The sequence below is a fragment of the Azospirillum agricola genome (assembly GCF_020005195.1).
GTDB lineage: Bacteria > Pseudomonadota > Alphaproteobacteria > Azospirillales > Azospirillaceae > Azospirillum > Azospirillum agricola.
Window position 1 is genome coordinate 882,866 of record NZ_JAIFZR010000004.1, and the last position, 18,225, is coordinate 901,090.

Annotated in this window: 14 protein-coding genes; all 14 read left to right on the forward strand. The window is 70.6% G+C overall.

The genetic code is table 11. The features are described from left to right. Window positions 1-39: 39 nt before the first annotated feature. The 14 genes from JN22_RS12800 to JN22_RS12865 all read left to right on the forward strand — a co-directional run bounded on the left by JN22_RS12800 (window position 40) and on the right by JN22_RS12865 (window position 18,194). Complete coding sequence (locus JN22_RS12800; protein ID WP_085554272.1) at window positions 40-1,569, forward strand: tripartite tricarboxylate transporter permease; 1,530 nt, start codon at window positions 40-42, stop codon at window positions 1,567-1,569. Next, window positions 1,566-2,507, forward strand: coding sequence for an SMP-30/gluconolactonase/LRE family protein (locus JN22_RS12805; RefSeq protein ID WP_085554273.1), 942 nt, complete (start codon window positions 1,566-1,568; stop codon window positions 2,505-2,507). The genes JN22_RS12800 and JN22_RS12805 overlap by 4 nt, the downstream gene beginning before the upstream one ends. A 268-nt stretch (window positions 2,508-2,775) precedes the next feature. Beyond that, entirely contained in the window at window positions 2,776-3,057 is a 282-nt protein-coding gene (locus JN22_RS12810; protein WP_085554274.1) for a hypothetical protein, read from the forward strand. A 3-nt stretch (window positions 3,058-3,060) separates the two neighbouring features. Further along, window positions 3,061-3,369 carry a hypothetical protein gene (locus tag JN22_RS12815; RefSeq protein WP_085554275.1) on the forward strand — a complete coding sequence of 103 codons (309 nt, stop codon included), beginning with the start codon at window positions 3,061-3,063 and terminating at the stop codon, window positions 3,367-3,369. Window positions 3,370-3,407: 38 nt separating this feature from the next. Beyond that, a complete protein-coding gene (locus JN22_RS12820; RefSeq protein ID WP_085554276.1) occupies window positions 3,408-5,021 on the forward strand; it encodes a PepSY-associated TM helix domain-containing protein in 1,614 nt (537 codons plus the stop codon). Between the two features lie 285 nt (window positions 5,022-5,306). After that, window positions 5,307-7,310, forward strand: a complete 2,004-nt coding sequence (locus tag JN22_RS12825) for a TonB-dependent receptor domain-containing protein (RefSeq protein ID WP_143268278.1) — start codon at window positions 5,307-5,309, stop codon at window positions 7,308-7,310. A gap of 133 nt (window positions 7,311-7,443) precedes the next feature. Then, window positions 7,444-8,715, forward strand: coding sequence for an enterobactin transporter EntS (gene entS / locus JN22_RS12830; RefSeq protein WP_179166140.1), 1,272 nt, complete (start codon window positions 7,444-7,446; stop codon window positions 8,713-8,715). Between the two features lie 33 nt (window positions 8,716-8,748). Continuing rightward, window positions 8,749-9,873 (forward strand): efflux RND transporter periplasmic adaptor subunit, encoded by a 1,125-nt coding sequence (locus JN22_RS12835; protein WP_085554277.1) that lies wholly within the window; start codon window positions 8,749-8,751, stop codon window positions 9,871-9,873. A 12-nt stretch (window positions 9,874-9,885) separates the two neighbouring features. Continuing rightward, entirely contained in the window at window positions 9,886-13,068 is a 3,183-nt protein-coding gene (locus JN22_RS12840) for an efflux RND transporter permease subunit (RefSeq protein ID WP_085554278.1), read from the forward strand. 294 nt (window positions 13,069-13,362) lie between these two features. Next, the gene (locus JN22_RS12845) at window positions 13,363-14,571 is read left to right on the forward strand and encodes an isochorismate synthase (protein ID WP_085554279.1); all 1,209 of its coding nucleotides are present in this window, start codon (window positions 13,363-13,365) and stop codon (window positions 14,569-14,571) included. Next, window positions 14,568-16,256, forward strand: a complete 1,689-nt coding sequence (locus JN22_RS12850; RefSeq protein ID WP_179166141.1) for a (2,3-dihydroxybenzoyl)adenylate synthase — start codon at window positions 14,568-14,570, stop codon at window positions 16,254-16,256. The genes JN22_RS12845 and JN22_RS12850 overlap by 4 nt, the downstream gene beginning before the upstream one ends. 30 nt (window positions 16,257-16,286) lie before the next feature. Next, entirely contained in the window at window positions 16,287-17,150 is an 864-nt protein-coding gene (locus JN22_RS12855; protein WP_085554281.1) for an isochorismatase family protein, read from the forward strand. Window positions 17,151-17,164: 14 nt separating this feature from the next. Further along, on the forward strand, window positions 17,165-17,926 hold the full coding sequence (gene dhbA / locus JN22_RS12860) for a 2,3-dihydro-2,3-dihydroxybenzoate dehydrogenase (protein WP_085554282.1): 762 nt from the start codon (window positions 17,165-17,167) through the stop codon (window positions 17,924-17,926). A gap of 46 nt (window positions 17,927-17,972) precedes the next feature. Further along, a complete protein-coding gene (locus tag JN22_RS12865; protein ID WP_085554283.1) occupies window positions 17,973-18,194 on the forward strand; it encodes an MbtH family protein in 222 nt (73 codons plus the stop codon). The last annotated feature ends 31 nt before the right edge of the window (window positions 18,195-18,225 follow it).

Below are 18,225 nucleotides of genomic sequence, written 5' to 3' on the forward strand. Positions count from 1 at the left end.
TCCCGTCGTCCCGTCCTCCCGCCGCGAAGGAGCGCCGCCATGCATGAATTCGGCATGCTGATGAACGGCGTCGCGACGCTGGCCGCCAACCCCATGGCGCTGCTGCTGTCCCTCGTGGGCGTCGCCCTCGGCATCATCATCGGCGCCCTTCCGGGCCTGACCGCGACGATGGGCGTCGCCATCCTGCTGCCCTTCACCTTCGGCATGGATCCGGTGTCCGGCCTGCTGATGATCTCCGGCGTCTTCTTCGGCGGCGTCTATGGCGGGTCGGTGACCGCCATCCTGCTGAAGATCCCCGGCACGCCGGCCGCCGCCGCCACCGCCATGGACGGCTTCGAGCTGACCAAGAAGGGCATGGCCGGCGTCGCTCTCGGCACCGCCACCCTGTCCTCCTTCCTGGGCGGCATGGCCAGCATCCTGGTGCTGATCTTCCTGGCGCCGGTGCTCGCCGGCTTCGCCCTGGAGTTCAGCGCCTCGGAGAGCTTCGCGCTCGCCGTCTTCGGTCTCAGCATCATCGCCAGCATCTCCGGCAAGTCGGTGGTCAAGGGGCTGATCGCCGGCTTCCTCGGCCTGCTGATCGCCACCGTCGGGCTCGACCCGATGGGCGGCTTCCCGCGCTTCACCGGCGGCTACACCGAGCTGTTCAACGTCCCCTTCATCCCGGTGATGATCGGGCTGTTCGCCGCCGCCGAAGCCTTCAAGTCGCTGGAGGACCCGAAGGTCCGGCTCGGCATGGCGGCGGCGCTCGGCCGCATCATCCCGCCCTGGGCGACCTACAAGGCGCTGCTCGGCGTCGTGTCGCGCTCCTCGGTGCTCGGCATCGTCATCGGCATCATTCCCGGCGCCGGTTCCGACATCGCCGCCTACGTCGCCTACAACGAGGCCCGGCGCTTCAGCAAGACGCCGGAGAATTACGGCAAGGGCGAGCTGGGCGGCGTCGCCGCCTGCGAGGCGGGGGCCAACGGCTGCACCGGCGGCGCCCTGCTGACGATGCTGACGCTGGGCATTCCCGGCGACGCGGTGACCGCCGTGATGCTGGGCGCCCTGACCCTCCAGGGGCTTCAGCCCGGGCCGCTGCTGTTCAAGGAACACGCGGATCTGGTCTTCACCCTCTTCGCCGGCATGATCTTCTGCTACGTCGGCATGCTGGTGCTGGGGCTGGGCTCGCTGCGCTTCATGGGCCGCATCCTCCAGATGCCGAAGTCGGTGCTGACGCCGGTCATCCTGGCGCTCTGCGTGGTCGGCACCTACGCCATCAACAACAGCCTGTTCGACATCGGCATCATGCTGGCCGCCGGCGTCGCCGGCTACTTCATGCAGAAATGGGACTTCCCCGCCTCGCCGGTGGTGCTGGCGCTGATCATGGGGCCGATGGCCGAGGCCAACTTCCGCCGCGCCCTGTCGCTGTCGGGCGGCAGTTACGACTTCCTCTACAGCCGGCCGATCACGGCGATCCTGCTGACCGTCGCCATCCTGACGATGCTGCTGCCGCTGGTGAAGCGCTGGCGGGCCGATCGGGCGGCGGCGTCCGGCGGGCGAACCACGGGACGGGCGGAACCGGCGAAATGACCGTCGCCGTCACCACCATCGGCCTCGATTCGGTCATCGAACCGGATCTCCGCAACGGCAACGGCGAGAATCCCGTCTGGGACGCCGACCACCGCAGCTGGACCTGGATCGACATCCCGGGCCGCCGCATCCACCGGCTGGATCCGTCCAGCGGCGTGCGGCGCGACTGGACGCTGCCCGAACTGGTCGGCTGCCTCGTGCTGCGGCCGGATGCCGGCCCGGATGCCGGCCCGGCTGGCGGAGTCGTGGTCGCCTGCCAGACCGGCCTCTTCGACGCGGAGCTGCCGGAGGCCGGCGGCGAGGTGGTGCTCACCCATCTCGCCGGCAGCCCCTTCCCGAAGGAGGGCATGCGCTTCAACGACGGGCGCTGCGACCGGCAGGGGCGGCTGTGGGTGTCCGGCATGGTGATGGACATCACGCAGGGCGACACGTCCGGCGCGTGGTACCGCTTCACCCGCGCCGAGGGGCTGGTCGAGACCGGGCTGACCGGCTTCGTCATCCCCAACGGCTCCGCCTTCAGCCCGGACGGGCGGACGCTCTACGCGTCCGACACCCACCGCGACGTGCGGATGGTCTGGGCCTGGGACTACGACCCCGACGCCGGCGCCGCCGGCAACCGGCGCCCCTTCGTCGACATGCGGGCAATGACCGGGCGGCCGGACGGCGCGGCGGTGGACACCGACGGCTGCTACTGGATCTGCTGCCTGGACGAGGGCTGCATCAAGCGCTTCACCCCGCGCGGCGAGTTGGACCGCCGCATCGAGGTGCCGATGCGCAAGCCGACCATGTGCGCCTTCGGCGGGGAGGACTTGCGGACGCTGCTGGTCACCTCGCTCAGCCGGGGCCCGGCCGATCTGGCCGAGGATCCGCACGGCGGGCGCGTCCTGATGTTCGATCCCGGCGCCCAGGGCCTGCCCGAACCGCGCCTGACCCGCTGAACCGGGGAACCGGGGAAAGACCAGTTTCACCCCCTCGGAAGGGCCATGACCGGCGGCGGTCATGGCCCTTTTTCCATTGCGGCCGCCATCCCGGCCAACGGAACCGGCCGGAGATTCAGCCGCCACGGTTTTCCCGGCGAACCATCCGCGGCACCATGACGCACCGCACCCGCAATTAAGAATCACTTGCGATTTCAGCCGGGAGTAGGCAGAAGGGCTGGAATGTTCATCGCTTGAGACTGTCGCGGTTTGCGTGGAGGCGGATTCCATGGCTGACGCCATCATTCAACTTCTGGCCCTTGTCTGCACGGCCGCCGGCGCGCTCAGCGTGTATCTCGCGGCGCCGCGCCAGCAATGGGTGAGGGAGACCTGGCCGGCCTGGCCCAGCCGCCTCGTCGGGGGCATGGCGCTGCTGTCCGGCGGCCTGCTGTGGTCGATGGTCCAGCATCCGGTCACGGCGCTGTTCACCAGCCTGACCGTGGCGATGGCGCTGTTCACCGCCCTGCCCTTCGTCGCCGTCGCCTTGCCCGTCCTGTCGAAGAGGGCGTGAGCGATGACCGCCGCCACCCCGCGCCCCCGTCCGCCCATCCGCCCCGACTGGTGGAGCAAGAGCCTGGCCGGCACGCTGCTCGGCTTCACCCTGGCGATCGCCCTGTCCGGGCTGTTCGCCTGGGCCGGTCCCGGCGGTCCCAGGGCGCTGAACAAGATCCAGTTCAACATGTGGATGGTGGCGCCGATCTGGCTCGGCGTCGTCAGCTTCTGCTTCCTGTTCCGCAGCGGCCTGCGCGCCTGGCTCTGGCTGGGGGGAGCAAATCTGCTCGCCTACGCCGCGCTGCACGCCGCCCGCACCCTCGCCCAATGACCGCCCGCCCCCGACGGCCTGAATTCCGGAGCCCGCCCATGCGCGCCGACATTGTCCGCCTCTACCGGACGGTCCACAGCTGGACCGGCATCGTGACCGGGCTGATCCTGTTCATCGCCTTCTACGCCGGCGCCCTGACCATGTTCAAGGAACCGCTGGAGCGCTGGGTCACGCCACCCTCCGCGGTGACGCCGCTGGCGCTGGAGCGGGCCGACGAGCTGATCGCCGCCACCCTGGCGCTCCGCCCCAACGCGGCGAGGGACTTCACGCTGGCGCTGGAGCATGGCGACGGCGGCGTGGCCGGGGAACAGCCGCTGCGCCTGACCTGGGAGTCGATGCGCTACGATCCGGCCCCCTGGTCGGCGACGCTCCAACCCGACGGCACGGTCGGAATCGAGCAGCTCGACCCGTCCGGGGTCGGCATGCTGGTCGACATCGTCCACCGCACCGTCGGCGTCCCCGGCGACCTCGACATCGGCACCATGGTGACCGGGGTGGCGAGCGCGCTCTACGTGGTGGCGCTGGTCTCCGGCGTCATCGTGCTGCTGCCCTCGCTGGTCAAGGATTTCCTCGTCCTGCGGGTCGGCCGCAACCTCAAGCGGATGTGGCTCGACGCGCACAACATCGTCGGCATCGTCAGCCTGCCCTTCCACATCGTCATCGCCCTGTCGGCGGTGGTGTTCGGGCTGCACGACCAGATCTACGACGCGCTCGACGAGGCGGTCTATGGCGGGCGGATGCGGACGGTGATGATGGAAAGCAGCCCCTTCCGCGCGGTGAGGAAGGATCCGCAGCCGGCCGCCATGCTGCCGCCGATCGAATTCCTGGCGCGCGCCAAGGCGCTCTCCCCGGACTTCATCCCGGTCCGCCTGGAATACCACGACGCCAACACCCGCAGCGCCACGGTGCGCGTGTGGGGCCACGATCCCCGTCGTCTGGTGCGCCGCGAAGGCTTCGTGCTGATGAGCGCCACCAGCGGGGCGGTCATCGACACCGAATACATGCCCGGCCACCAGGGGTCCTGGTCGGCCATGGTGTCGGCCTTCTTCGCCCTGCATTTCGGCAGCTTCGGCGGCGGCGTGGTGCGCTGGACCTATTTCCTCCTCGGTCTGGCCGGCGCCTTCCTGTTCTATTCGGGCAACCTGCTGTGGATCGAATCGCGCCGCAGGACCGAACGGCGGGCCGGCGGGCCGGTGGCGCAGAGCCGCTCGACCGCCCTGCTCGCCGCCGGCACCGTCGGCGTCTGCCTGGGCTGCGTCGGCGGGCTGTCGCTGACCATCGCCGCCGGCAAATGGCTGAACGGCCTCGTGACCGATCTCAACGCCTGGCATTACGGCGTCTACTACGCGGTGTTCCTCGCCTCCTGCGCCTGGGCCTTCGCCCGCGGCGCCGCCAGGGCGGGAAGCGAGCTGCTGTGGATGGCCGCCGCCACGACCGCCGCCATTCCCCTCACCAGCCTGCTGGCCCTGGCCGTGCCCGGCCTGGGGCTGTGGGCCTCCACCGAGCTGATCGCCGTCGATCTGGTCGCGCTGGCCGGCGCCGCCGGGTTCGCCGGTCTGGCGCGCGCCACCGGACGCCGCGTCCAGCAGGGGCCGCGCGACAGCGTCTGGTCGGGAATCGTCAACCCCGTTTCCATGAAAGCAGCCGAATGATCAGAATCCACAACCCATAAACATCATCCAATACAGATCGGCCGACGCGCATGGCCTGACTTTGCCGACCCCCGTGATTACGACGGCGGGGCAGCCTGTTCCCCTGCCATGATCGAGCCTCGATTTTTCAGCGGGCGGATATCCAACGCATTAGATTGCAAATTTATTTCCGACCGAACGTCATAACCCTTGCTGCGAAAATGGATATGCGATAACAAGCGGTGCGGGAATATGCGATTGAGTCGCATTTGCGTTTTTAGGTCTATCAAACAGGGGTAAACGGACATGATCGACTGCACAGCGGGGGCGTGTGCAAAAGAAGAGGCGCGCGCGGAAACGGCGGGCGCCGGGCTTGGCAAGATTCTGATCGCGGCGGCGGTGGCGGGCCCCTTGGCCGGCCTCAGCCCGGCGGCGCTCGCCCAGAGCGATGCCTCGCAGGCCACCCAGACGCTGGGGCCGGTGACGGTGACCGCGAGCGGCACGGAGCAGAGCACGCTGACCGCGCCGGCCTTCACCACCGTCATCACGTCGGAGGACATCGAGCACAAGGGGCCGTCCAACGGCCTGCCCGACATCCTGCGCCAGACGGTCGGCATCAACGACAACGCCGACAATCTCGGCCGCGACGAGGTGGTGATCCGCGGCCTGGGCGCCAACTACACGCTGGTGCTGGTCGACGGCAAGCGCATCTCCTCGTCGGACGCCCTGTGGCGCGGCAGCGACTTCGACTACCACGCGGTCCCGCTGTCGGCGATCGAGCGGGTCGAGGTGGTGCGCGGCCCGATGTCGGCGCTCTACGGCTCGGACGCCATGGGCGGCGTGGTGAACATCATCACCAAGAAGCCGTCCGACAAATGGACCGGCAGCGTCGGCGCCGAATACCGTCTGGTCGATCCCGGCAAGGACGGCAACCAGTATCGCCTGAACCTGTACGGCGCCGGCCCGATCACCGAGAAGCTGTCGGCCTCGATCGCCGGCGAGCTGTACAACCGCCAGCCCTGGTACCACGGCTCCAAGAACAACGGCACAGTCCCGATCTACGAGAAGAAGAATCTCAAGGACATGCGGACCGCGCTGCGCTGGGAGGCGACCGAAAGCCAGATCCTGGACTTCTCCTACGCCTACAACCACGACGAACGCCCGTACAACATCTACGACGCCGTTCCGTCCTACAGCGACCAGGACGTCAAGCGGAACACCTTCGCCCTCAGCCACACCGGCAAATGGGGCTGGGGCACCACGATGCTGGAGGCGAACTACGAGAACGCCGACATCGACGACTACAACTCCAGCTACAACGCGCCCCGGCAGCGGTCCCTGTCCGAGAAGAACCTGTTCCTGCACGGCCGCACCAACTTCGCGCTCGGCTTCAACAACCTGACGGCCGGCGCCGAATACCGCAAGCAGACCATCGAGGATCCCGCCACCTACGTGACAAGCGGAAAGTCGGAGATCACGCAGAAGGCGGCCTACCTCCAGGACGCCGTCAACCTGACCGACGCGCTGATCGTCACCGTCGGCGGCCGCTACGACCACCACGAGATCTTCGGCGGCCAGTTCACCGGCCGGACCAACCTCGTCTACCGCGTCACCGACAAGATGTCGCTGAAGGCCGGCGTCAGCCAGGGCTACAAGGCGCCGGACGCCTACCAGCTCAACCCGGAATACCGGGTCATCAGCTGCGGCGGCCGCTGCTTCCTGTCGGGCAACCCGAACCTGAAGCCGGAAGAGAGCACCAACTACGAGGTTGGCTTCGAGATCCGCGAGAAGACCTGGGACGTCAACGCCGTCGTCTTCAAGAACAAGGTCAAGGACATGATCGACCCGACCTATGATCCGGTCCTTGTCCAGCGCAACTACACCAACATCAACAAGGTCGACCTCAGCGGCCTGGAGATCGCCGGTTCGTTCGACATTATCTCCGGCCTGACCTTCAACGGCAACTACGCCTACCTGCACGCCAAGAACAAGATCACCGGCGGCACGCTGGAGAACCGTCCGGCGCACAAGGCCCACGGCACCCTGACCTGGCAGGCGCTCGACGATCTGAGCGTGGCGGCGTCGGCCCACTACACCGGCCCGCAGTTCGAAGGCGGCACGAACGTGACCAACAAGGTTCCGGGCTACACCACCTTCGACCTCGGCGTCACCGGCGACGTCAACGACGCCATCCGCCTCCAGGCCGGCGTCAAGAACATCACCAACGTCATCCTGACCGAGAAGACCCCCCGCTTCCAGACCCACGAGCTGGGGCGGAACTACTACGTCAGCGCCAACTACCGGTTCTGATCCGGCGGTTCCGATCCGGCAACGCCTCGCGGCCCCGTCCCGGACGTTCGTTCCGGTTCCCCATCCTGGCCGGCGGCGGGATGGGGCCGCGTCCCTTTCCATACCCAACGCCGAACGCGGCGGAGCTTGGCCGATGACGCTGTCGAACCTCTTCGTCGATTGCAGCCTGCTGCGGACCAACGTCCAGTTCCGCCGCCTGCTGGTCGCCCGCACCATCTCGCTGCTCGGGCTCGGGCTGCTGGCGGTGGCGGTGCCGGTCCAGGTCTACGGGATGACCGGCTCCAGCGCCGCGGTCGGGCTGGCCGTGGCCTGCGACGGCGTCGGCATGTTCATCGGCCTGCTGCTCGGCGGCGTGCTCGCCGACCGGCACGACCGCCGCCGCCTGATCCTGATCGCGCGCAGCGTCTGCGGCCTGGGATTCGTCGGGCTGGCGGTCAACAGCTTCCTGCCGTCGCCGTCGCTGGCGGCGGTCTACGCCCTGTCCTTCTGGGACGGCTTCTTCGGCGCGCTCGGCGTCAACGCCCTGATGGCGGCGATGCCGCACATCGTCGGCCGCGCCAACCTGATGCAGGCCCGCGCGCTCGGCATGCTGACCATGCGCTTCGCGACCATCGTCTCGCCGGCGCTCGGCGGGCTGGTCATCGCCTCGGCCGGGGTCGGCTGGGCCTATGTCGGCACCGCCGTCGGCACCGGCCTGACCGTGCTGACCCTGCTGGGACTGCCGCGCATGATGCCCGACGCCGGGGAGGTCCGGCACCCGCTGCGCATGCTGGCCGACGCCTTCGGCTTCCTGTTCGGCCACCCGGTCGTGCTGGGGGTGGTCGGGCTCGGCAGCCTGATGACTCTCACCACCGCCATCCGCGTGCTGTTCCCGGCGCTGGCGCAGGACGTCTATGGCGGCGGCGCCTTCGCGGTCGGGCTGCTCTATTCGGCGGTGCCGGTCGGGGCGACGCTGGGGGCGGCGCTCAGCGGCTGGGCGACGCGCGTGGCGCGGCCCGGCCTGACCATGAGCCTCGTGTGCATGGGCGCCTTCGCCTGCGTGACGGCGCTGGGGGCCGGCGGCAGCCTGTTCGTCGCGCTGCCGGCGCTGGTGCTGTTCGGCTACGCGGTCTCGATCGCCTCGCTGCTGCAATACACCATCGTGCAGGGCCACACGCCCGACCATTTCCTCGGCCGCGTCAACAGCCTGTGGACCGCGCAGGACGTCTTCGGCGACAGCGCCGGAACGCTCGGCCTCGGCCTGCTGGCGACGCTGCTGTCGCCGGCCGGGGGCATCCTGCTGTTCGGCCTGTCGGCGCTGGCGCTCTGCGGGCTGATGACCGCCCTGCTCCCCGCCGTGCGGCGGGCGCCCCTGGCCGACCCAGCGCTGGCTGACCCGGCGCTGGCCGGGGCGCAGGGCGACTGAACCGAACCGCCTCACCATTCCACGGAACCGACCATGAAGCCCGCGCTGCCAACCATCCTGTGCCTGTCCCTGGGCCTGCTGGTCCTGCCGGCCGCCGCCGTTCCGGCGGCGGCGCAGATGCGGGTGAAGGTCGCGGCGGTGGTCGCCGCCCCGCTGCGCCACACGCTGCAACTGCCGGGCAACCTCGTGGCGCCGCGCAGCAGCGCGCTGACCCCGCAGGTCGAGGGCCACGTCGCCGAACTGCTGGTCGAGGCCGGCGACCGGGTCGAGGCCGGGCAGCCGCTGCTGCGGCTCGACGACACCGTCGCCCGGCTGGAGCTGGAGCGGTTGCAGCATTCCCTGCGCGAGGCCGAGCATCTCCACCGCGACGCCCGGCGCCTCGCCCGCGAGGCGGAGACGCTGGCCGGGACCCAGAGCGTTTCACGCTCGAAGTCGCAGACCCAGACGGCGCAGGCCGCCATCGAGGAGGCCCGCGTCAGCCAGCTCCGCGCCGCCGTCGCCATCCAGGGCGAGCGGTTGCGGCACCACACCCTGGCCGCCCCCTTCGCCGGCGCCGTCACCGGCCGCCAGGCCGAGCGCGGCCAGTGGGTCGGCACCGGTGGCGCCGTGCTGCGGTTGACCGGCACCGACCCGCTGCGCGTCGACGTCGCGGTGCCGGAACGCCATTTCGGCCGCATCGCCGCCGGCACCCCCGTCACCGTCCTCGCCGCCGAAGGCAGCGGCGGGAACCGGGACGGAGCCGGGGGCATCGCGGCCAGCGTCGAGCGGATCGTCCCCGCCGCCGATCCGGTCAGCCGCAGCTTCCTGGTCCACATCGGCCTGCCCAACCCGACGGGCGCCCTGATGCCGGGCATGTCGGCCCGCGTGGTCTTCGCGCTCGACCACGGCCGCGACGACGCGGCCTTGCAGGTCCCCGCCGACGCGGTGGTTCGCAAGGCCGACGGCGGCGCCCGCGTCTGGGTGGTGCGATCGGGCGGCGACGGCGCCCCGGCCACCGCCCGGCCGGTCGAGGTGCGCACCGGCCGCCATGCCGGCGGCTGGGTCGAGATCGCCGCCCCCGACGGCGGCGATTTCCTGCGTCCCGACGATCTGGTCGTCGTGCAGGGCAACGAGGGGCTGCGCCCCGGCCAGCCGGTCGTGCCCGAGACGCTGGGCTGAGGGGAAAGACGCATGTTCCGCCTCGTCCTCGCTCATCCCCTGGTCGTCCTGATCGGCATCCTGATCCTGTGCCTGCTGGGGGTGGTGTCGGTGCTGCGCCTGCCGGTGCAGATGATCCCCGACGTCAGCCCGCGCGTGGTCAGCGTCGAGACCAGCTGGCCCGGCGCCACGCCGCAGGACGTCGAGCAGGAGATCCTGGTCGAGCAGGAGAAATACCTGCGCGCCATCCCCGGCCTGCGCCGCCTGTCCTCCAGCGCCGAGTTCGGCAGCGGCAGCGTCGAACTGGAGTTCCCGCCGGGCGTCGACGTCAACGAGGCGATGATCCACATCGACAACGCGCTGTCGCAGGTGACCGACTACCCGGAGACGGTCGACCGCCCGCGCATCCTCGCCCAGTCGGCCTCCGACGACCCCTTCCTCTATTACGGAATCGAGCGGCTGGCGGGGGCGGTGGACGACGCGCCCATCCAGCGCGAGACCAACTGGGTCGAGAACGTCCTGCGCCCCCGGCTGGAGCGGCTGCCCGGCGTGGCGGCGGCCGAGGTGATCGGCGGCGCGGCGCAGGAGATCCATGTCCGGCTCGACCCGCTGAAGCTGGCGGCGCGGCGGCTCAACGTCGCCCTGGTGCGCGACGCCATCCGCCAGCGCAACCGCGACGTCTCCGGCGGCGACAAGGAGTTCGGCAAGCGCCGCTACTTCCTGCGCACCATCGGCCGCTTCGCCGATCTCGACGCGCTGAACGAGTTGATCGTCGCGCGCGAGGGCGACAGCTACATCCGGCTGCGCGACGTCGGCGAGGCGGCGATGGCGACGCAGGAGCCGCGCAGCCTCGCCTTCGCCGACGGCAGGCCGACCCTGCTGATCGGCATCGGCAAGCAGGCCGGCGCCAACGTGATCGCCGTGCGCGACGCGGTGCGCGACGCCGTCGAGGATCTGAACCGCCACGCCCTGAAGGAGCGCGGGCTGACCATGCGGCTGCTGTCCGAGGACGTGCGCTACATGGAGCAGGCGATCCGCAACGTCGTCGAGAATCTGGTGCTCGGCGGCGGGCTGGCGGCGCTGGTGCTGCTGCTGTTCCTGCGCTCGCTGCCGGCGACCGTGATCGCCGCCGCCGGCATGCCGGTCTGCGTGCTCGCGACCCTGCTGGTGCTGGCGGCGGCGGGCCGCAGCATCAACGTCATCTCGCTGTCCGGCATCGCGCTCGCCATCGGCATGACGCTCGACAACAGCATCGTGGCGCTCGACAACATCGGCCGCCATCTGGAGCAGGGCAAGGCGCGCGCCGCCGCGACGCTCGACGGCGTCCGCGAGGTGTGGCCGGCGATCCTGTCCTCGACGCTGGCCACCGTCATGGTGTTCCTGCCGGTGCTGTTCCTCCAGCTGGAGGCCGGACAGCTCTATTCCGACATCGCCGTCGCCATCTCCGGCGCCATCGTCGTGTCGATGCTGGTGTCGATCACCATCGTGCCGATGGCGGCCGCCCGCTGGTCGATCGCGCCGACCCTGCCGGGCAGCGGCGGGCTCGGCCGCTTCGGCGCCGCCTTCACCGCGGCGACGGCGGCCGGCGTGCGCTGGATCCTGCGCGGCGTCTGGCGGGAGCTGGCGCTGCTCGGCCTGACCGTCGCGGCGGTGGTAGGCGTCCTCCTGCACATGGTGCCGCCGGCCGAGTATCTGCCGGAGGGCGAGGAGGCGACGGTCTTCAGCTTCATGTCGGCGCCGCCCGGCTACAACATGGACACCATGCTCGGCATCTGGGAGCGGATCGATCCCGCCTTGAGCGGACAGGTCGGCGCCGATCCGGCGAGCGGCACCGTCGGCGGCGTCCCGCCGCTGGCCGTCAATCTCAGCTTCATCCGCCCCGGCTTCCTGCGTTTCGTCTCCGAACCGGCCTCCGGGGCCGACAGCCAGGCGCTGATCGGGTCGATCACCGGCCAGTTGCGCGCGATCCCCGGCATGCGGGGCTTCGCGGCGCGCGGCTCGATCTTCTCCGGCAACGCCGGCGGCTCGCGGGCGATCCGGCTGGAGCTGAGCGGCGGCGACGTGCGCACGCTCTACGCCACCGCGCTGACGGTGCTCGACCGCGCCGGCGCGCTGTTCGCCGGCGGGCAGGTCAACAGCGACCCGTCGCCACCGACGCTCGCCATGTCGCAGCCCTTCCTGGAGCTGCACCCCGACTGGGAGCGCGCCAGCGACCTCGGCATCGGCCTGACCGAGCTGGGCTACACGCTGCGCGCCTATTCGGACGGCGCCTTCGCCGACGAATACATGCTGAACGACGAGAAGCTCGACATTTACCTGCGGGTCTCCGGCGAGGCCGGGCGCGACCGTTCCGATTTCGAGAATCTGGTGCTGCACACCGGACGCGGCGCGCCGGTGCCGCTGTCCAGCCTCGCCGAGCTGCGGGAGACCGTCGGGTCGTCCAGCATCGCGCGCATCGACGGGCTGCGCACCGTCACCCTGACGCTGATGCCGCCGCCCGCCGTCGCGCTGGAGACCGGAATCGCCCAGGTGCGCGACGAACTGGTCGCCAGGCTGCGCTCCGAGGGGGTGATCCCCGACGGCATCGCCACCCGCATCAGCGGGGCCGGCGGCTCGCTCGACGAGATCCGCTCCGCCATGACCGGCGGCTTCCTGCTGGCGGCGGCCATCGCCTATCTGGTGCTGGTCGCGGTCTTCGCCCATTGGGGCTACCCGCTGATCATCATGGCGGTGGTGCCGACCGGCATCGGCGGCGGGCTGGTGGGGCTGTGGCTCTACAACGCCGCCGCCGCCCGGTGGGGCCTGCCACCGCAGCCCTTCGACGTGCTGACCATGCTGGGCTTCCTGGTGCTGGTCGGCACGGTGGTCAACAACCCGATCCTGATCGTCGAGCGCGCGGCGGAGAACCGCAACATCAAGGGCATGGCCATCGCCGGGGCGGTGGAGGAGGCGCTGCGCACCCGCCTGCGCCCGATCATGATCTCCACCGTCACCGCCATCTTCGGGCTGATTCCGCTGGTGCTGATTCCCAGCGCCGGCACCGAGCTGTACCGGGGAATCGGGCTGGTGGTGCTGTTCGGGCTGCTGTTCTCCAGCCTCGTGACCATCAGCGTGCTGCCGGTCACGCTGTCGCTGGTCTTCCGCGCCGCCGACCGGCTGCGCGCCCTCGCCGGCCACGCCACGCGCCGGCCGCGCCCGCAGGCCGGCACGCCCTAGACCGTCGGAAGGCCGCCACCGGACCGGGTGATGCCCGGTCCCGGCAAGAGAGGTTTTGCCGAGAAAACGTCCTATTGCGAGTCATTCATTATTCACTTGCGCGCAATAGGGGTTCTTCTTATTATGATAATAAGAATCATTTGCATATATACGCGTTCCTCCAAGATTGCGCCGCCGGCCACGCCGGGCGGTTTTCCGTGCGCCCATCCAGTTCCGACAGCGGCGCGCTTCCCAGACCCACGTTGACATCGGCCGTTCCCACGCTTGCGGACGGCCAGTGGAGGTTCGGTGCCCATGGACGTTATTCATCTGCCCGCCGGGGAAGAGCCGCCCGGCGGCGACCGCTCCGATCCGGACTTCGCCTTCGCGTCGAGAGGACGGGTCTTGAAGGCGTACGGCGTCGACGAACGGCTGCCCGTCGCCCTCGACGACCGCTCCTACGCCGACGGCTCGTGGGACGCGGCGCTTGAGCGCGCCTTCCGCAAGCGCAAGGCCCAAGGGATCGACAACCCGATCCTGGTCGGCGCCGTGCCCTTCGACGGCCGCCTGCCGGCGCAGCTTTTCATCCCGCGACGCCACGCGTTCGTCGACGCCGCCCGCCTGGTGCCCGACGCCGCCAACGACGCCCCGCCCGACATCGCCACGGTCGCCGAGACGATCGACCGCGCCGCTTACGAAGGCTCGGTCGCCCGCGCGCTCGCCCTGCTCGGCTCGACCGATCTGCGCAAGGTCGTTCTGTCGCGTCCGCTCGACATCGAGGCGCGCCAGCCCTTCGCGCCGCGCCGCCTGATGCACGCGCTGCTCCGGCAGAATCCCGGCGCCTACGTCTTCTCGGTTCCCGTCGCCTACGGGACGCTGATCGGCGCCAGCCCGGAGCTGCTGATCCGCAAGACCGGCCGCAGCGTCGTCAGCAACCCGCTGGCCGGCTCCGCCCCGCGCAGCCCGTCGGCGGAGGAGGAGAAGCGGCGCATCCAGGCGCTGCTCGGCTCGGCCAAGGACCAGATCGAGCACCGCTACGTCGTCGACGGCGTGCGCGCGGCGCTGGCCGGCCACTGCACCGCCCTGACCGTGCCCCCGGAGCCGAGCGTGATCCGCACGCCGACCATGCTGCACCTGTCCACCGAGCTGAGCGGCGAACTGGCCGACCCGATGGTGTCGCCGCTGCGCCTCGCCCACGCGCTGCACCCGACCCCGGCGATCTGCGGCACGCCGACCGATCTGGCGCAGCAAGCGATCAGGCTGCTCGAAGGCTATTCCCGCAACTGGTACGGCGGCATGGTCGGCTGGATGGACAGCGTCGGCAACGGCGAATGGGCGCTCGCCATCCGCTGCGGCGTGGTCAGCGGGCGGCATCTGCGGCTCTACGCCGGCGCCGGGGTCGTCGCCGACTCGACCCCCTCGGCCGAATGGGCGGAAACCGCCGCGAAGCTCGCCACCATGCTGAACCTGTTCGGGGTGAACGCGTCCGCCAAGGCCGGCAATTCGGTGGAGCTGGCGTCGTGAGCGTTCCCTACACCCCCTGGCCGCAAGAGACGGCCGCCCTCTACCGCGCGAAGGGCTATTGGCGGGACGAGCCGCTGACCAGCGTGATCTCCCGCCACACCGGCAAGGCCGCGCTGGCCCCGGCCATCCTGTGCGGCGAACGGCGCTTCCGCTACGCCGACGTCGAGCGCCTGTCCGACCGGCTGGCCTGCGCGTTCCAGGCGCGCGGGCTGCGGCCCGGCGACACGGCGCTGGTCCAGCTGCCGAACCGCGCGGAGTTCCACCTCGTCTTCTTCGCGCTGCTGAAATGCGGCGCGGTGCCGGTCAACGCGCTGAACAACCACGGCGCCTTCGAGCTGCTGGCCTACGCCCGCCAGATCGAGCCGCGCGTCGCCGTGCTGGCGCGCAGCCACCCGCTGGTCGCCGAGGATCCGGCCGGGGAACGGCCCGGCTCGCTGCTGGCGGCGCTGGGCGAAAGCGTCGGGCTGGAGCGAGTGCTGCTGCTCGACGGGGCGGAGCGGACGCCGGAGGAATGCCTGGGCGGGTTCGCCTGGGCCGACGACGCGCCGCTGGCGGCAACGGAGGGCGCCACCCCGGATCCCGCCATCGACCCGACCGGGCTGGCCTTCTTCCAGCTCTCCGGCGGCAGCACCGGGACGCCGAAGCTGATCCCGCGCACCCACAACGACTATCTCTACAGCGTCCGCCAGAGCGTCGAGGTCTGCGGGCTGGACTCCTCCTGCCGCTTCCTCTGCGCCCTGCCGGCGCCGCACAACTTCACCCTCAGCTCGCCGGGCGCTCTGGGCGTCTTCCTGGCCGGCGGCGCGGTGGTGATGGCCGGCGACCCCGGCCCGGCGACCTGCTTCGCGCTGATCGAGGCCCACCGCGTCACCTGGGCGGCGCTGGTGCCACCGGTGCTGTCGCTCTGGCTGGAGGAGGCCGGCCGCACCGACCGCGACCTGTCAAGCCTGGAAATCGTCCAGGTCGGCGGCGCCAAGCTGAGCGCCGCGGTGGCGGAGCGGGTGGCGGAGCGGCTCGGCTGCCGCTTGCAGCAGGTCTTCGGCATGGCCGAGGGGCTGGTCAACTACACGCGGCTCGACGACGACGACTGGACGATCGTCAACACCCAGGGCCGGCCGATGAGCGCCGACGACGAGGTCCGCATCCTCGACCCCGCCGGCCATCCGGTCGCCCCCGGCGAGGCCGGGGAACTGTGGACGCGCGGCCCCTACACCTTCCGGGGTTACTACAAGGCCGACCTGCACAACGCCCGCGTCTTCGACGCCGACGGCTTCTATTGCAGCGGCGATCTGGTCAGCCGGACCCCCGACGGCAACCTGATCGTCTGCGGCCGCAGCAAGGACCAGATCAACCGCGGCGGCGAGAAGATCGACGCGCAGGAGGTCGAGGACGTGCTGGCCGGCCACCCGGCGGTGCGCCACGCGGCGGTGGTCGCCATGCCGGATCCGCTGATGGGCGAGCGCTCCTGCGCCTTCCTGCTCGCGCCGTCCGACACCCGGCCGTCGGAGTTGCGGCGCTTCCTGCGCGAGCGCGGGCTGGCCGACTACAAACTGCCCGACCGCTTCGTCTTCGTCACCGAGCTGCCCAAGACGGCGGTCGGCAAGATCGACAAGCAGAGTCTGCGCGACCGGCTGAAGCGGGACGCCGCCCAGACGATCGCCGAACAAACCTCCGTCCCCGCCTGAACGGCCGGTCTCCACGGGAACCATCGCATCATGACCATCCGATCCATCGCCCCCTACGCCCTGCCGACGTCCGGGGAACTGCCCCAGGACAAGGTGTCCTGGACCGTCGATCCGGCCCGCGCGGTGCTGCTGATCCACGACATGCAGGATTACTTCGTGGAGTTCTTCGGCCCGGCCAACCCGGCCATCGACTCCTGCATCGCCACCATCGCCAAGCTCAAGCGCCACCTGAAGGCGCAGGGCGTGCCGGTCGTCTACACCGCCCAGCCGGCCGAACAGTCCGACGCCGACCGTGGACTTCTGAACGACCTGTGGGGGCCGGGGCTGACCGCCAAGCCGGCGCTGGCCGGCGTGGTCGAGGCGCTCCGCCCCGACGCCGACGACCGCGTGCTGACCAAATGGCGCTACAGCGCCTTCTTCCGCGCGCCGCTCGCCGAGATGATGGCGGAGAGCGGGCGCGACCAGCTGCTGATCTGCGGCGTCTACGGCCACATCGGCGTGATGCAGACGGCGGTCGAGGCCTTCATGCGCGGCATCAAGCCCTTCCTGATCGCCGACGCCATCGCCGACTTCACGCGCGAGGACCATCTGATGGCGCTGCGCTACGTCGCCCGCAACGCCGGCCGCACCCTCCATTCCAGCGCCCTGCTGGAGCCGGCGCCCGAGGCGCTGACGAAGGAGGGGCTGCGGCGGATTCTGGCCGCAGCGCTCGACGAGGCGCCGGGGGACGCCGACAATCTGCTCGATTTCGGGCTGGATTCGATCACGGTGATGCAGCTCGTCAACGGCTGGAAGGCGGCCGGCATCGAGATCGGCTTCGCCGAGCTGGCGGCGCGCCCGACCATCGACGGCTGGTGGGCGCTGCTGCGGGCCAAGCTGGCCGTCCCGGCCTGAGCGGGAGCGCCGACATGACGCTCTTCCAGGGGCAGACCGTCTGGGTGACCGGCGCCAACCAGGGCATCGGGCTGGCGGTGGCGGAGATCTTCCACGCGCGCGGCGCCGCAGTCGTCGGCTTCGACCGGGCGTGGGACGCGGCCGGCCAAGCCGGCGGCCGGCCCTTCCGCGCGGTGACGCTCGACATCGCGGACGCCGCCGCCGTCGCGGAGACCTGCGGCGCGCTGGTCGCGGAGGGCCGCGAGCCCGACGTGCTGGTCAACGTCGCCGGCATCCTGCGGCTCGGCGCGCTCGACGCGTTGAGCGGGGAGGATTGGGCGGACAGCCTGGCGGTCAACCTTTCCGGCCCGTTCCACATGATGCGGGCGGCGATTCCGACCTTCAAGCGCAACCGCCGGGGCTGCATCGTCAGCGTCTCCTCCAACGCGGCGCGAGTGCCCCGCGTCGGCATGGCGGCCTACGGGGCGTCGAAGGCGGCGCTGACCAGCCTGACCCTGACCGCCGGGCTGGAACTGGCCGAGTATGGCGTGCGCTGCAACGTGGTGTCGCCCGGCTCCACCGACACGCCGATGCAGCGCGCCATGTGGACCGGGCCGGAGGGGGCGGCGGCCACCATCCGCGGCAATCCCGCCCAGTACAAGGTCGGCATCCCGCTGGGCAAGCTGGCGACCCCGCGCGACATCGCCGAGACGGTGGCCTTCCTCGCCTCCCCCGCCGCCGGGCACATCACGCTCGCCGACATCCTGGTCGACGGCGGCGCGACGCTCGCGGCGTGACGCTTTCCGAGCGCTCCGCCAACACCCCAACGGATCCGAGGACCGCATGACCAACGAGCATTACGTCAACCCGTTCGACGACGACCGCCTCGCCTTCCTCGTGCTGGTGAACGAGGCCCGGCAGCACAGCCTGTGGCCGGTCTTCGCCGCCGTGCCGGAGGGCTGGCGGACCGTCTTCGGGCCGGCCGAGCGCGCCGCCTGCCTGGAGCACGTCGAATCCGCCTGGACCGGGCTCACCCCCGCCGGCCTCGCCCCCGCCGGCGCCTGATCGCCCGGCTCCGCACAACACGACGAACAGG